This is a genomic window from Obesumbacterium proteus (assembly GCF_001586165.1).
GTDB classification, from domain to species: domain Bacteria; phylum Pseudomonadota; class Gammaproteobacteria; order Enterobacterales; family Enterobacteriaceae; genus Hafnia; species Hafnia protea.
In genome coordinates this window covers 3,208,897-3,222,297 of the sequence record NZ_CP014608.1, presented here as the reverse complement: position 1 = coordinate 3,222,297, position 13,401 = coordinate 3,208,897, and the positions used below count along the sequence as shown (strand labels likewise).

At 43.2% G+C, this 13,401-nt stretch carries 16 protein-coding genes, 1 pseudogene and 1 riboswitch; of the genes and pseudogenes, 8 read left to right on the top strand and 9 right to left on the bottom strand.

Features of this window, described 5'->3' with window-relative positions:
- Positions 1-61: 61 nt before the first annotated feature.
- The gene (locus tag DSM2777_RS15335) at positions 62-403 is read right to left on the bottom strand and encodes an antibiotic biosynthesis monooxygenase family protein (protein ID WP_046460019.1); all 342 of its coding nucleotides are present in this window, start codon (positions 401-403) and stop codon (positions 62-64) included.
- A gap of 657 nt (positions 404-1,060) precedes the next feature.
- On the opposite strand from DSM2777_RS15335, the gene DSM2777_RS15330 reads away from it, so the two are divergent.
- Complete coding sequence (locus DSM2777_RS15330) at positions 1,061-1,801, top strand: helix-turn-helix transcriptional regulator (protein ID WP_061554456.1); 741 nt, start codon at positions 1,061-1,063, stop codon at positions 1,799-1,801.
- Here DSM2777_RS15330 and DSM2777_RS15325 read toward each other — a convergent pair.
- The gene (locus DSM2777_RS15325) at positions 1,782-2,429 is read right to left on the bottom strand and encodes an acyl-homoserine-lactone synthase (RefSeq protein ID WP_046460017.1); all 648 of its coding nucleotides are present in this window, start codon (positions 2,427-2,429) and stop codon (positions 1,782-1,784) included. The two genes, DSM2777_RS15330 and DSM2777_RS15325, sit on opposite strands and share 20 nt — an antisense overlap.
- Before the next feature lie 392 nt (positions 2,430-2,821).
- Positions 2,822-3,100: a YdgH/BhsA/McbA family protein gene (locus DSM2777_RS15320; protein WP_046460016.1), complete on the bottom strand. Its 279-nt coding sequence runs from the start codon at positions 3,098-3,100 to the stop codon at positions 2,822-2,824.
- Positions 3,101-3,471: 371 nt separating this feature from the next.
- On the opposite strand from DSM2777_RS15320, the gene DSM2777_RS24180 reads away from it, so the two are divergent.
- Both DSM2777_RS24180 and DSM2777_RS24175 read left to right on the top strand, forming a co-directional pair.
- Positions 3,472-3,900 carry a GNAT family protein gene (locus DSM2777_RS24180; RefSeq protein WP_061554455.1) on the top strand — a complete coding sequence of 143 codons (429 nt, stop codon included), beginning with the start codon at positions 3,472-3,474 and terminating at the stop codon, positions 3,898-3,900.
- Positions 3,897-4,355, top strand: coding sequence for a GNAT family protein (locus tag DSM2777_RS24175; RefSeq protein WP_061554454.1), 459 nt, complete (start codon positions 3,897-3,899; stop codon positions 4,353-4,355). Before DSM2777_RS24180 ends, DSM2777_RS24175 begins: the two co-directional genes overlap by 4 nt.
- A gap of 92 nt (positions 4,356-4,447) precedes the next feature.
- Here DSM2777_RS24175 and DSM2777_RS15305 read toward each other — a convergent pair whose 3' ends face one another.
- Positions 4,448-5,449 (bottom strand): sodium:calcium antiporter, encoded by a 1,002-nt coding sequence (locus tag DSM2777_RS15305; RefSeq protein ID WP_046460014.1) that lies wholly within the window; start codon positions 5,447-5,449, stop codon positions 4,448-4,450.
- 92 nt (positions 5,450-5,541) lie between these two features.
- A riboswitch (yybP-ykoY riboswitch) is annotated at positions 5,542-5,669 on the bottom strand.
- A 200-nt stretch (positions 5,670-5,869) separates the two neighbouring features.
- Here DSM2777_RS15305 and DSM2777_RS15300 point away from each other — a divergent pair.
- A complete protein-coding gene (locus DSM2777_RS15300) occupies positions 5,870-6,310 on the top strand; it encodes an acetyltransferase (RefSeq protein WP_061554453.1) in 441 nt (146 codons plus the stop codon).
- 62 nt (positions 6,311-6,372) lie between these two features.
- On the opposite strand, the gene DSM2777_RS15295 is transcribed toward DSM2777_RS15300, so the two are convergent.
- Positions 6,373-6,576 carry a hypothetical protein gene (locus DSM2777_RS15295; protein WP_061554452.1) on the bottom strand — a complete coding sequence of 68 codons (204 nt, stop codon included), beginning with the start codon at positions 6,574-6,576 and terminating at the stop codon, positions 6,373-6,375.
- A gap of 295 nt (positions 6,577-6,871) precedes the next feature.
- Here DSM2777_RS15295 and DSM2777_RS15290 point away from each other — a divergent pair, with 295 nt between their 5' ends.
- Both DSM2777_RS15290 and DSM2777_RS15285 read left to right on the top strand, forming a co-directional pair.
- Positions 6,872-7,411, top strand: coding sequence for a DUF2058 domain-containing protein (locus tag DSM2777_RS15290; protein ID WP_061554451.1), 540 nt, complete (start codon positions 6,872-6,874; stop codon positions 7,409-7,411).
- Between the two features lie 147 nt (positions 7,412-7,558).
- Entirely contained in the window at positions 7,559-8,041 is a 483-nt protein-coding gene (locus tag DSM2777_RS15285) for a cold-shock protein (RefSeq protein WP_046460010.1), read from the top strand.
- Positions 8,042-8,147: 106 nt separating this feature from the next.
- Here DSM2777_RS15285 and DSM2777_RS15280 read toward each other — a convergent pair whose 3' ends face one another.
- The 4 genes from DSM2777_RS15280 to DSM2777_RS15265 all read right to left on the bottom strand — a co-directional run bounded on the left by DSM2777_RS15280 (position 8,148) and on the right by DSM2777_RS15265 (position 10,676).
- Positions 8,148-8,450 (bottom strand): lipoprotein, encoded by a 303-nt coding sequence (locus tag DSM2777_RS15280; protein ID WP_046460009.1) that lies wholly within the window; start codon positions 8,448-8,450, stop codon positions 8,148-8,150.
- 352 nt (positions 8,451-8,802) lie between these two features.
- Positions 8,803-9,330: a phospholipase D family nuclease gene (locus DSM2777_RS15275; protein ID WP_061554450.1), complete on the bottom strand. Its 528-nt coding sequence runs from the start codon at positions 9,328-9,330 to the stop codon at positions 8,803-8,805.
- Positions 9,331-9,526: 196 nt separating this feature from the next.
- Positions 9,527-9,772: a YmjA family protein gene (locus DSM2777_RS15270; RefSeq protein ID WP_061554449.1), complete on the bottom strand. Its 246-nt coding sequence runs from the start codon at positions 9,770-9,772 to the stop codon at positions 9,527-9,529.
- A gap of 118 nt (positions 9,773-9,890) precedes the next feature.
- Positions 9,891-10,676: a helix-turn-helix transcriptional regulator gene (locus tag DSM2777_RS15265; RefSeq protein WP_061554448.1), complete on the bottom strand. Its 786-nt coding sequence runs from the start codon at positions 10,674-10,676 to the stop codon at positions 9,891-9,893.
- A gap of 117 nt (positions 10,677-10,793) precedes the next feature.
- On the opposite strand from DSM2777_RS15265, the gene DSM2777_RS15260 reads away from it, so the two are divergent.
- Positions 10,794-11,825 (top strand): HlyD family secretion protein, encoded by a 1,032-nt coding sequence (locus DSM2777_RS15260; RefSeq protein ID WP_061554447.1) that lies wholly within the window; start codon positions 10,794-10,796, stop codon positions 11,823-11,825.
- Positions 11,825-13,344 (top strand): annotated as a pseudogene (locus tag DSM2777_RS15255) (DHA2 family efflux MFS transporter permease subunit). Before DSM2777_RS15260 ends, DSM2777_RS15255 begins: the two are co-directional and overlap by 1 nt.
- The last annotated feature ends 57 nt before the right edge of the window (positions 13,345-13,401 follow it).

The following is a 13,401-nucleotide window of genomic DNA, read 5'->3' as shown; positions in this document are numbered from 1 at the left end:
AAACGTATCTGCGTGAATAAGTACAGCAGATACGTTTATCGACAGGTCATTAATGACTCACTCACTTCTCTCCACGATAACGCATTGGATGTTCAGACAATGGGTGATCCAAATTGACATTGTGGGCGCCTTCGATTTTAGCGATAACTACCTGAAAACCAGCAATCCATTTGCCACTTTGCTCTTTGGCACGTAGATGTTCAACGTTATTCATGAGTAGCTCAAGACCTTCGCGGTTATCCCAATAGTAGTTATTTATCAGACGGCCACTCTGAACGTCGGTAAATGATTCCATGCCAATAAACCCAGCAATATCCTTTGAGAACTCTTCTATTTTTTTATCCAGTTTATAAAAATCTTCGTCATATTCTTTTTTGTCAAAGATAAAACTCGTTAGAAACATTGCATATTCCTCTGATAGTTCCTGATGTTAGAGCTTGCTGACGTTTTCAAGCAACGAAATCAGCAGGCCCCCAAATATCACACTCGCGGTATAAACTAAGCAAAGACGATCAGTTTACCTTTTCTATGTGATGCCTTTTACCAGTAATCCTACGCCACATTTATCTGGAAACGAATAGATGGAATATCGAACAGCGCTCATTACTCAAGTCTCACGAAAGCACCGGTGTCTGTAAAATTTTATTGAGTATTTTTCAGCATAAAACAATGCTATAGGCTGTCGTTTATTTAACCATAACAAACAGTGAATATACCAAATCGGAAACAATCTGATTCAATTTATTGGCGTTGAAATAAGGCGTTTTTTTGAGCACTAATGAGAAACAGCATGGGGAGTGTTTGAAACGAAATTTAAGTGGTGCTACAGTAGAGGCTCTCTGGACAGTATTGGCTTTGCAAATCCACTGTCCAGAGATTTTTCCCTGGTGTTGGCTGAATTAGCTACCTGACTCTCGTGGTCAGGTTTTTTTATCTTCAGCTTACCGGGGCATTATAAGTCATTGGCTAAGTTCTGTAAGTTGTACTTAAGTACTTTGCGCCCTGTACTTAAGTGCATGTTGTCACTCAGACATGGGAAATTGAACGTCTAGGAGCCCAAATGTTTTCTGTTTTCAATGAAAATCCGATACTAACGGAAACGCTCCGAGATTACATCGATAGAAAACTATCGCATTTAGGCAGCCCTGAATACGCATACACGGTCATCAATAAAAAAAATCCGTCAAAACTACTTATCATTTCAAACTACCCCGATGAGTGGGTTAACCTCTATCGTACTAATAATTTGCAGCATATCGATCCGGTCATCTTAACCGGCTTTAAGCGTACCTCGCCGTTTGCGTGGGACGAAAACATCACATTGATGTCAGACCTCAAGATTTCAAAAATTTTTTCGTTATCAAAACAATATAATATTGCCAATGGATTCACCTTCGTACTGCACGATCATTTGAATAATCTAGCGCTTTTATCGTTAATTATTGATAGCAATATGAAGGAGAATTTAGAGAAAAAGCTGGCCGCTGAGCGTGGTAATATCCAAATGCATCTCATTGAGATTAATGAACAAATGTATCATCTTGTTCAGTCGATTTCTTTTGGTAGCGAAGACAGCGAGATCGATTCAGACAAGCCTATTTTCACACTGCGTGAAAATGAAGTGCTCTATTGGGCGAGCATGGGTAAGACCTATGCTGAAATCGCTACGATCGTGGGTATTTCAGTGCGCACCGTTAAATTTCATATGGGCAACGTCGTGAGCAAGCTTGGAGTAAGCAACGCCCGACAAGCAATAAGGTTGGGCGTTGAACTCGATCTTATTACACCAATGCAGGTGTAACGGCTATCGACATTGGCCAATTAACCAGCTGGGACTGAATACCACTGACTGAAACACCGATTTTGGCAGCCATTTTTGCTTGGCTGGCAGAGTCCGTCGGGAGGTATACCAGATAGATTCGCTCATCCTCACTCAAATATGCTTCCTTAAGCGGTTTAATTTGCCAACCTGAACGTTTCAGTATTGTCAGCATGGCTCGGCTAACGATGGTGTAAATACCGTTGCAGCCATAGTGCCTAGCATAATTTATCATTGCTAAAAATAGCACTTGGCTTAGCGGATATCGCTCGCCTAACAAATCCCTCGCGCGTGATTTATCCACAAAGAACCGGCTTGATTCTGTTTCGCCGGCTGGTAAAGGCACATCCGAAAAACAAGCCTGAAACGTGTGAGTAATCATATTAGGCTCATCTAAAGGAACAAAGCGCACGCTACAGACTAGCTGTCCCTCATATAAACCTAGGATGTAACGTGTATTAGGATTATCAAACTCGTCAAACTCCATGTCTTTGTTGCAGACAACATCCCATCCTAACCGGTCACTGAACGTTTTTTTTCTCAGACGATAGAGTTCATCAGAACGAACCCCATTCAGTTCTTCGTAACTGACATCAAATAGCTCAAGCATTCCATCACCTTGATTACATTTTAGTTACTATCCATATTATCTATGGCTGGTGTTTTTCGCGTCCTGCTATTGTACAGTTTTTTTTAAGAATATTTGAAGATAGGTTATAAAAGTCTGGGATCAACGCCGCAACTCATTTCTCCTCCTAAAGATAACGTGCGTAGATATACACGCTCATTGAGAGATATCAGGCATAATTTCAGGATGTTCCATGCATATTACTCAAAAGAAGAACATGTTTGCCTTCCCCAATGGAAAAGTAAAATGAGCTAATATGTAGAAAATCTGAGTGCAATAAATAGGTTATCAGGCGTAATTTCAGTAGATTTGATATGCGTCGCGAGGCTGTTATGTAAAAGGCTACTATGAAGTAGCCTTTATATTCATTTTATTTATTTGAAAACTTCAGCTACAGCTTCAAAGTTTGGGCCATGCTCACGAGCTGCAATAATCACGTAGTATTTACCCCCCTTTTCATCTGCTAGCTTTGATAACCGTTGATGCAGGTCGGATGGTGAGCCCACTTCCCCGTTAGTCGCGCCTACAGACACATTTCCAATATACTCATATTTAAAATGATGAGCTTCATCTTTAGAAATCAGGTCTGCCGCTGTTGCACTGAATGCCGTCATTGAGAAAGCGAGGGCGGTAGCTAGAATAATTTTTTTCATATAACACTCCATGCTCATTATGAATCCTTACCGTAACATAGACCCAACAAACAAGAATGATCCATATCAAATTATTCACATTTCGCATACTTAGCATGATACCCAATCTACAGCGAGTATGAGCTAGATCGGCAGGCCAACGCGAGAAGATCTTGATTGAAAAAGAGTTATATCTTTCTCATATTCAGTTTTTATTTTGTATCAGCTTGCCCATGAAAATAGGAGTTTAATTATACAATGAAATAACGCTAGCTCACTATTAGCGTGGTTAGTAGAAAGCAACCTAATAACGAGCGTTGGTTTAATCACTATTGAGAAATACATTGGTAAATTTGCGAAAAGTAAACCGAGTTATTTGGGAAAATCGCAACATGTTACCAGCAAAATTATTAGGGTGGAAACCATCTAACTATAAGATTTATTGCCAGGCTTATCGTGAATTTGGCGGGAGCGTATGCAGTCATCCTTTAGTATTAAAGGTTTTGGAGGACAGCGCACCTAACCAAATTCTTTTTTTTCATAAAGAAGTGAATGGCAAAATCGTTGGTGCATTCTTTGCTGATAAACGTGGGGAGATTATCCATCCTTATAAGAAAATCCCCGTTATATTTGAGAACATTATTCTGCCCATCTCATCGACTCTAGGCGGTTGCTCTCTACCTGCAAAATCGAAAGAACTTTCCATTAGGCATGAAAAACAGTTTCTAAACTATACCTATGGAATATTAAACCGTAGATCAATATGTCTTGTTAAAGATTCTTTTTCTAAGAAAACGAATAAAAAAGACAATCTGAGATGAACAAATTTCTCAATAGCGGCGGTGAAGTGGTTCCCATTTCAGCCTTTAGCAGCGAACAGCTCAGTGAGATTTACATCAAATTATTCAATATGCGCTGGGGAGGTACATATCATTGCAGTAGTATCGAGAAACTGGCTAAGTTTATAGCCTCTATTCGCCCACTGCTTTTTGGAAATGTCTTGCTCTATAAGGGTGAGCCTTGTGCTTACGACTTAATTTATCAAGCAGAATGCGATAATTGGATCTATTTTGACGATCATAATGGCGGTGTTAACATCGATATCAAAGACTTTAGCGTTGGAACTCTTCTACTCTTTGCTAATATCAATGAAGCTCGTAATCTTTGCCATCAGAAAAACAAGGAGTTTATTTTTAGCCTTGGTAGAGCAAACGACAAGTGGGGCTATAAAAAACTGTGGGCAAATGAGATTAAATTAGGCAAGATTATTTTTTAGACTCCCAGGCATTATGCAGAGTTAATCGCAAAATTCATATAACCGCCGGAGCTTTAAATTTACCCCGGCGGATAATGAGAGAGTTGCTAGCGTTACACAAAACAGCCAAATATTAGCAGTGCAAACAATCCATAACCTCCGCTAACAATGACTAATGCACGTCCATTAGCGATACCTCGACGGAAAATGTGCCAGAGATAAACAATGGCCAAAACGGTAACAGCGCCAGCAACCAACAGTGGGCCATCAAACAGCCATGGCGTAAAAAATAAGCCTAGCGCGCTAGGAACGGTTGCTTGAATCATCATCGCGCCTGAAATATTCGCCAGAGCTAAACGCTCTTTGCCCTGCCGTACCCAAATCAGCGCATTCATTATTTCGGGGAGCTCCGTCGCCACTGGACTCAGAAATAAAGCCACTAAGTGCGCAGGCCAATGCATGAGGATCCCTATTTCCTCAAGTTGGATAATGAAAACATGAGAGGCAACCGCGATAACGATAAGTGATAAAACAATTTGCAGCACCATCCAACCCAGTGATGGCTCAATCGCTGAGGGACAAATTTTAAGCGGTTCAATCATCTCTTCTTCGGGCGCCGTATCGCTATTCCGAATTTCCCGCCAAACATAGAGCGCATAAGCTGCCAGAAATAAAATTCCCAGCCATGGTTTTAATGTAAAAACGACTAAGCCTAACGCAACTTTAACGATAAATACGGCAAGAAATGCCGCCTGATCGTGGCTCATGCGCGCATAATCGGCGCGTATCTGAGTGCTCTTTCGATTAGAACGACGATGATGAAAAATTAACGCTAATCCAACTATGGCATAGGCCAGCGTTGCCAACACGAGCGGGCCTCCCATTGCGGCCCCCACGCCAATATTTTTTTGCTCGGGTGTACTGCCAAAGACCACGGCCATAAAGGTCACCGTACTTTCTGGCAACGCAGTACCAAAAGCAGCAAGCACGGATCCAACGGCGGTAGCGCCAATATTTAGCCGTCGCCCAAACCATTCGATCCCATTGACAAAACACTCACAGGCTAAATAAATGGCGAACGCAGAAAGGAAAAAGAAGGTGATTGTTTGATACATGATAATGATGTGGCCGGGCGAGTCGGATCCCAATGGTGCAACAACACGACTCGCCCGGCTGGGAAAGTGTATTGCGACCAAAAGTCTCGCCTGGCTATGCTTTCGCAATGGCTGACCACGCCATGAGGAAATAAACCTCAAGTTTGTTGACGTGGACTCCTTCACAGTACTCCCAGTACAGCTGAAGGATGGCTACTCCCCAATGATAGTGCCGCGCATGCTACCAGAACTAAGAACACGAGTCTTGGATGTTCAAACGCAGTTATCATTCTGTTTTTATTCTGTTTAGGTTCAAAAATTGGCGAGAACGAAAAACGGCATGGTTATGATAATATTCATCGAATATGAATCGTATTCAAGGCTGAATCAATACATGTCCCCTTCACTCATCTCTTATAGGCTGCACATCGGAATATTATTATGTTAACCCTAGAGCCCGCTAACGCTTCTCAATTTGAGCGCCTCGTTTCCATCTGGGAATCCTCTGTTCGAGCAACACATTTGTTCTTAACCGAAAGCGACATCACAGAGCTACGTCCTTTAATTCTTAATGCCTATCTACCAAATCTACCCGTTTTTATCGCTCGTGATGAAACTGGCACAATACACGGTTTTATTGGCGTTGATGGTTCGCATATTGAGATGCTATTTGTTGATGCAGAAAGTAGAGGGAAAGGGATCGGGGCGCTGCTTCTTACTTATGCCGTTGAAAAATTACGCGCAGATGAAGTGGATGTTAATGAGCAAAACCTTCAAGGCGTCGGCTTCTATAAGCACATGGGATTTGCGCAAACGGGTCGTTCAGAATTAGACGGTCAGGGAAAACCGTTCCCGCTATTGCATATGAAATATTCTCGCTAAGACGGCAATGTGGGCCGATTGAAATCAAACTCATCGATTTTGTCGACCCCACACAAGTATGACTACTGCTCTTTATCTACTTTAGAATGAAATGACAGACGAGACTTGAAATAGGCTTTAACGCTCTCCCCCATCGCGTGAATTTTGGCGTCTATATCCTGACATAAAAACTCATCGCTATTCATTGCTCTAACTCTCTGTAGCGCGAACTCATCTATCTCTTCTTTTTGCTGTTCGGTTAACTCATTATCATTTTGTTGTTTCATTGGGAGTGAGTCCTCTTTTTTAGTCGTTAAAAACAGAGCAAGCAACGCTCGTTGACATCGAGCAGTGCGCTATTCTTAATTATAAGAGTAATTTCTAGAACGTTTATAAATACACACTACACAGGTGGTGCGTGGCTCATCAGTAGCCTCACTATTGCAGCCCATTGGCAGGCGGGAACAAGCGTTATAGCGGCCGAAAAACTCAGCTAATGCAGCGATTGGCCACGACAATCTGGCATCACATCAAAAACTACAGGTATAATCTCACTATTATCCCCAAAATTTAGATGCGAACATGACAAAACTTACCTTGCAAGAACAGATGCTTAAAGCTGGACTCGTCAGCAGCAAAAAGATGGCCAAAGTGCAAAGAACGGCCAAAAAATCACGCGTTCAGGCTCGCGAAGCGAGAGAAGCCGTGGAAGAAAATAAAAAAGCGCAGCTTGAGCGAGATAAACAGTTGAGCGAGCAGCAAAAACAAGCAGCGCTATCGAAAGAATACAAAGCTCAAGTGAAGCAACTTATTGAAATGAATAGAATTGATATTTCAAAAGGCGATATCGGTTTTAATTTCACTGATAATAATTTAATTAAGAAACTTTTTGTCGATAAGTTGACCCAATCACAGCTGATTAGCGGCCGTCTCGCGATTGCTCGTTTAGTGGTGGATGGAAATAGCGATGCTGAATACGCCATTATTCCTGCAAGCGTAGCTGATAAAATTGCGCAGCGTGATGCTAACAGTATCGTATTGAATAGTTCGCTGAGTCAGGAAGAGCTGGATGAAGAAGATCCGTATGCCGATTTTAAAGTCCCTGATGACTTGATGTGGTAATGGATTTCTCTATTTGAAAAGCCCGTTGGGCTTTTCATTTCGATTGAATGTTCAAGCAGATCATGGAAAGGCGTAGGCTACGCAGGCATTGTGCTTTACACTGCGCGCTGCAAAAACTGAGTAGATAAACAATTTAAGTAGGCGGTAATGGCGATGAATGGAACGATCACAACGTGGTTTGAAGATAAAGGTTTTGGATTTATCAAAGATGAAAACGGTGATAACCGTTATTTTCATGTGATTAAGGTCGCCAACCCTGAGCTGATTAAAAAAGATGCGGCGGTTACATTCGAACCCACCACAAATAACAAGGGCCTGTCGGCTTATTCTGTAAAAGTTATCCCAGAAAGCAAATACATCTACATCGCAGGCGAGAAAATTAAGCTAACGTCAATTAAGTCTTACCTCGTTTATAGCGAAGAAGTTCCCGCCGATACCGGTATTGATAAAGAAAATACCGTGCTGTCTGTAGGCATATTGATGAACAGCATCAGACCGAAAGCATCGACTAAATCAGATGAAACGCGCTCGCTGAAAAAACTGGCGATCACAACCTTCCAAGGAACAACGCTGATCTTCACTGCAGATGAGATTGACATAGATGCTACGGTGAAACTGCTTAAAGTCTAAGTGATTCCAATACTGGGCTCTTCTCCAATTCAAAAACAGAGTTTCAGCCCTTAAAAAAGGCCACCTTAGGTGGCCTTTTCAATTTTTCAAAACCGCTAAAAATACGTTAGCTTTGCGTTTCGATCTGTGACCAGCCCTTGCTATACATGCAATCTTTAATCAGCACTTTGCGCTTTGACTCATTTGCGTCAGAAACCGAATAGCTCGTATCAGATGTTTTATTTTTCTTATCTTTTGTCGTATACGTCGAACTAACAACGTTATCTGGAGGTAAGTCTCTTAAGGCCTGAGCTTCACATTTTGTTTCAGCCATGGAGGCATCATTTGCATTAGAACCCGGTTTAACCCATTGATAGCTGCTACATCCAGAAAGAAGCAGCACCACGGAAAGAGTAATAAATTTATGCATTATTAATCACTTATATTTAAAGCTTAGTGAATATCAATATAAAAAAGAATTATTTATAGAATTCAAATCCATAAAATTCCCTTCTCTAATCCATAGATATTCACTCAAAAGATAAATCCGCTGTTACCAGCTAGGATAGTGGCTTGTTGCCGCAGCAGTGCGCCAACTTAAGTTGTTCATGGCAACCACCCTTTTCCATAAGCTGGGTTAAAACATGCAACGCTCTCAGGGTAGCTGAATGAAATCTCATAAACAATAACTGTACGTTATTTGTTTATGGTCCATTGATTGCGAAAGATTGCGAAAGTGGCTGGGAGATGATGGAGTATTGAGCTGAACGGTGAGTCGCTGATTAACCCCCCCGTTCGCCAGCAATGGGCGTCGCTAATTGCCAACGAATAGCAAAATGCGCCTCATACTGACGGATTAAATCAGGCGCATCTTTAACCACGATTAAATTTTCACTGTTCTCTTTTTCGGCAAGGACGGTGTAATTGAATGAGCCCGTTTCAAGCGTGCTACCGTCAATAATCATCACCTTGTCATGCTGAATGTGGTAATGACTGTCAATTCGCATATGAACGCTATGGCTTAGTGCCGACTGTATGGCGGCCAGCGCTTTGGCATTTTTACGATTACAGCGTGAATCAATGACAACATCCACGCGAACACCACGCTCCGCGGCATTACCAAGCGCCGCCACAATGTCTGGGGCCTGGAATTCATAGGCCATCATATCAATACTGGAATGAGCCTGATTGATTGAACGCAGAACCAGCGTCTGCGCTGAACCTTCAGGAGAAAAACCCACCTCAATCGAGGGTGCGGCAGACGCCACACCAGCAACACTCATCACGGCAATAAAAAGCTGTTTTCGCATATTAAACACTCACGAACTCTACCCAAGCGCAATGTGAAGCCGCTAGCATCTTATGGGCAGAGAAAAGTGATGTTGATGATGGTCATGTCTATATTGCGTTCAGACGTAAATCGCTGTGCCGTTTAGGCCGCGTTGATAATCGTTGCGGTCTTAACAACACGCATGAGTGCCCTATTCAAAATCAATGGATAATGAGCTACTCATTACCCCATCGATTAAGAAACTCGGCGATATCATCAATTCGTTGCTCATCAATACCCGCCTCGCCGGCCATCTCCTTCTGCGTATCTTCGCTAACTTCTTCGTTATTCATTAAACGGGTGATCAGCAGCTGGAAGTAATGCGCCAAGGAATCACGCTCCGACTCGCTCACTGGCTTTGCTGATTCCGTTGAATACTCATCCAGAATGTCATAATATTTTAGGGATACTTCGTTATTCATAGTTACTCTCCAAATTTTAGCCTAAGTCAGCTGCGGTCTAAATCGACTGATTTTGATGATATCATTCTGGCTGTATTTTCTAGTGTGTGGTAATTAAGTCTACCCCTGCAACAGCAGCTTAACTCATCATTATATTAAATTTTCCAGGTGAAAAACCCGTCTTGCGTTTAAACATATTCCCGAAAGACTCCGCAGAAGCATAGCCCAGACGGTGGGCGATTTTAATAACAGAATATCCCTCTGCAAGAAGTGACGCCGCACGAATGACGTGCATTTGCTGAATCCAGTTACGAAACGTCAATCCGGTTTCTTTAACAAAAAGCCGCATCAGCGTTCGATTACTGACGCTGATTTTATCTGCCAGACTGTCTAAGGTTGGCAGATATCCCTGATGATTTAGCAACTCCTCACACAAAGATTGCATTCGTTCATCGCTTGGCCAAGGGAGTTCCAGCGAGTTTTTCCCACCAGATTTTATTTCCTGAAGTATCAAGGTTTCTAGAGCAGAAAAACGAATTTGCAGCTGTTTATTCGCCATATCCGGCTGATGTGTAAGCTGGTTTATTGCAATAAGCAACTCTCTCAGCAAAGAGGTAATCCCTGTCATAAAGCAAACACTGCCCAATGTTTTGCTATGCACTTCGGATACCAGCACGGTTTTCAGCAGAACATTGCCCGTAGCAACAAACTTGTGCGGCATTTGCGGAGGTATCCATAATGCACTGCTAGCATGAACCATCCACACACTTCCACCCGCCCACACTCGGACACTCCCTTCCGCCGGATATAACAATTGGGCATAGATGTGTTTATGCCACGGAACCGTGCCTCCGTTCATATGCTCTGAATCCAGCCCGATAATATGGTGTCCTGGGAGCGTTTCTGGCTGCAGCGTAATTGTCATTTAAAGTAAGCTTATTGGCATTAATCATTAAAAGAGACATGTTAAATTTTCTGTATTGATTGTGCAACCTCATCAGGATGCACAGTAAGAAGACAACCTGAGCTACAGAAAATAATGATGACCTTTTCTAAACGACACCTTGTCAGTATTGCGGGAATTATTTCTCTGCTGGCTGGCGCCATTCTTTTCGGATGGTGGATAACAAATGGACGATTTATACAGTCAACGGATGATGCCTATGTCGGCGGGGATATTACTGTCGTGGCAAGCAAAGTGCCGGGTTATATTGCCCAGATAGCCGTTCGCGATAACCAGTCAGTTAAAAAAGGCGATGTTATTCTGCGCCTCGATAACCGTGACTATTGCGCAGTGGTCGCTCAGCTACGAGCAAAGGTAGCAAGAAGTAAAGCCCAACTCGAAAATATCCATGCCAGCCTAGCGATGCAACAATCGATTATTAAGAGTGCCAGTGAAACATGGCAAGCGGTAAAACTGGAGGCTCGGAAAAGCCTAAGAGACAGCCAACGTTATGAACAACTCGCAAAATCGGCTGCGATTTCTCAGCAAATTAAGGATAACGCCCAGCTTGATTACCAACGAATGATCGCTAAAGAACGCAAAGCTGCAAATGATTACCAGGCAGAGACACAACGACTAGCCGTATTATCAGCCCAAGAAAAAGCCGAGCGTGCAAGCATTGAAGAAGCGCAGTCGATGCTAACGCAGGCGTTACTGAATTTGGAGTACACCGTCGTTCGTGCGCCTATCGACGGCATTGTGGCGAACCGTAGCGCCCGTACAGGGAGTTGGGTGGCTGGCGGCACACAGCTAGTTTCGCTAGTACCGGTCAGCGGACTGTGGATCGACGCTAATTTTAAAGAAAGCCAGATTGCGGGAATGAAGCCCGGTATGAAAGCGGAAATACGTGCAGACGTTCTCCATGGCAAAGTTTTTCACGGTTATATCGAGAGCCTTGCTCCGGCAACGGGAGCCAGCTTCAGCCTGATCCCCGTTGAAAATGCGACCGGTAACTTCACCAAAATCGTACAACGTGTACCAGTGCGGATTGTCCTCGATAAAACTGATGAGTTGATGCGCATTCTTCGCCCAGGGTTATCCGTGACCGTTAACGTCAATGAGAAACTCTGATGAATACGGCGATGCGAAAACATATTGCCTTTGCCAGCATGTGTATTGGGCTATTTATTGCTCAACTTGATATTCAGATTGTCTCTGCATCACTCAATGAAATAGGCGGCGGCCTCTCAGCAGGCAAAGATGAAATGGCTTGGATTCAGACCAGCTATCTGATTGCAGAGATCATTATTATCCCTCTGTCCGGCTGGCTATCGCGTGTATTTTCTACCCGCTGGCTTTTTACCGTATCGGCTGGGGCATTTACCGTCATGAGTGTCGCCTGTGGTCTTGCATGGAATATCCAAAGCATGATTTTCTTCCGTACTCTACAGGGCGCGGCAGGAGCATCCATGATCCCTTTAGTCTTTACGACGGCCTTTATTTATTATGAGGGAAGAGAGTTGGGTTTGGCTGCCGCGGTGGTTAGTGCACTGGCGTCTCTGTCTCCCACGCTTGGGCCAACTTTCGGTGGATGGATTACCGATAACCTTGAATGGCGCTGGCTTTTCTACATCAATATATTACCCGGCTTATATCTGGTAATGAGCATTCCTTTCCTCGTTGATATTGATAAACCAAACCTATCACTCCTCAAAGGAGCTGATTATTTAGGCATTGCCCTGCTCGCGGTTACGCTAGGATGCTTGGAGTATTCTTTAGAAGAAGGAGCGCGATGGGGATGGCTTGACGACGACACTATCAAGCTAACACCTGCTATGGCATTGATAAGTGCCATATTGTTTGCAATACGCACGCTTAAGATATCGAACCCAATAATGGATCTTTATGCCTTCAAAGATAAAAACTTCTCGTTGGGATGCTTCTTCTCCTTTGCAGGGGGCGTTGGGATCTTCTCAACGGTTTATCTGACTCCCGTATTTTTAGGGCAGGTACGAGGATTCAGCGCGATAGATATTGGGCTGGCGGTATGCACTACCGGTATCTTTCAAATACTGTCGGTACCTCTTTACTCGTATTTAAGCAAAAAAATAAACCTACAATGGTTGCTTATGGCGGGACTGGGGGGGGATTCGCATTTTCAATGTACCTTTTCACCCCAATAACCCACCAATGGGGATGGCAGGAATTGTTATTACCTCAGGCTATCAGAGGCGTTTCACAGCAGTTTGCGATGGCCCCGATCGTCACATTGACCCTAGGCGGCATTCCAAAAGAACGGCTGAAACTGGCATCTGGTGTATTCAATCTAACGCGTAATCTTGGGGGCGCCATCGGGATTGCCCTGTGTGGCACCATTCTTAATAACAGGACTAATTTTCATTACCTAAGAATGGGTGAAAAGATGGTGTCTATGCCACAAGCGGTGAATGAATTTATTGCCAGCAACGCCTCAATATTTGTTCAGGGTGGAAGCAACAGTGCCACAGGATTACTGGCGGCAACAAAATTACTCAGTCAAATGATGATGCGAGAAGCGCAAACAATGGCGTTTTCGGATGCATTTTTGCTGATTAGCATCTTGTTATGTATCGCCTTTATGCTAGTTCCTGTTATGGATAGAAAACGGTAATAGCTTCCTAATGTAATAATCATCTCAATTAAACAGAGCGTTGGCAGCTATGAAAGC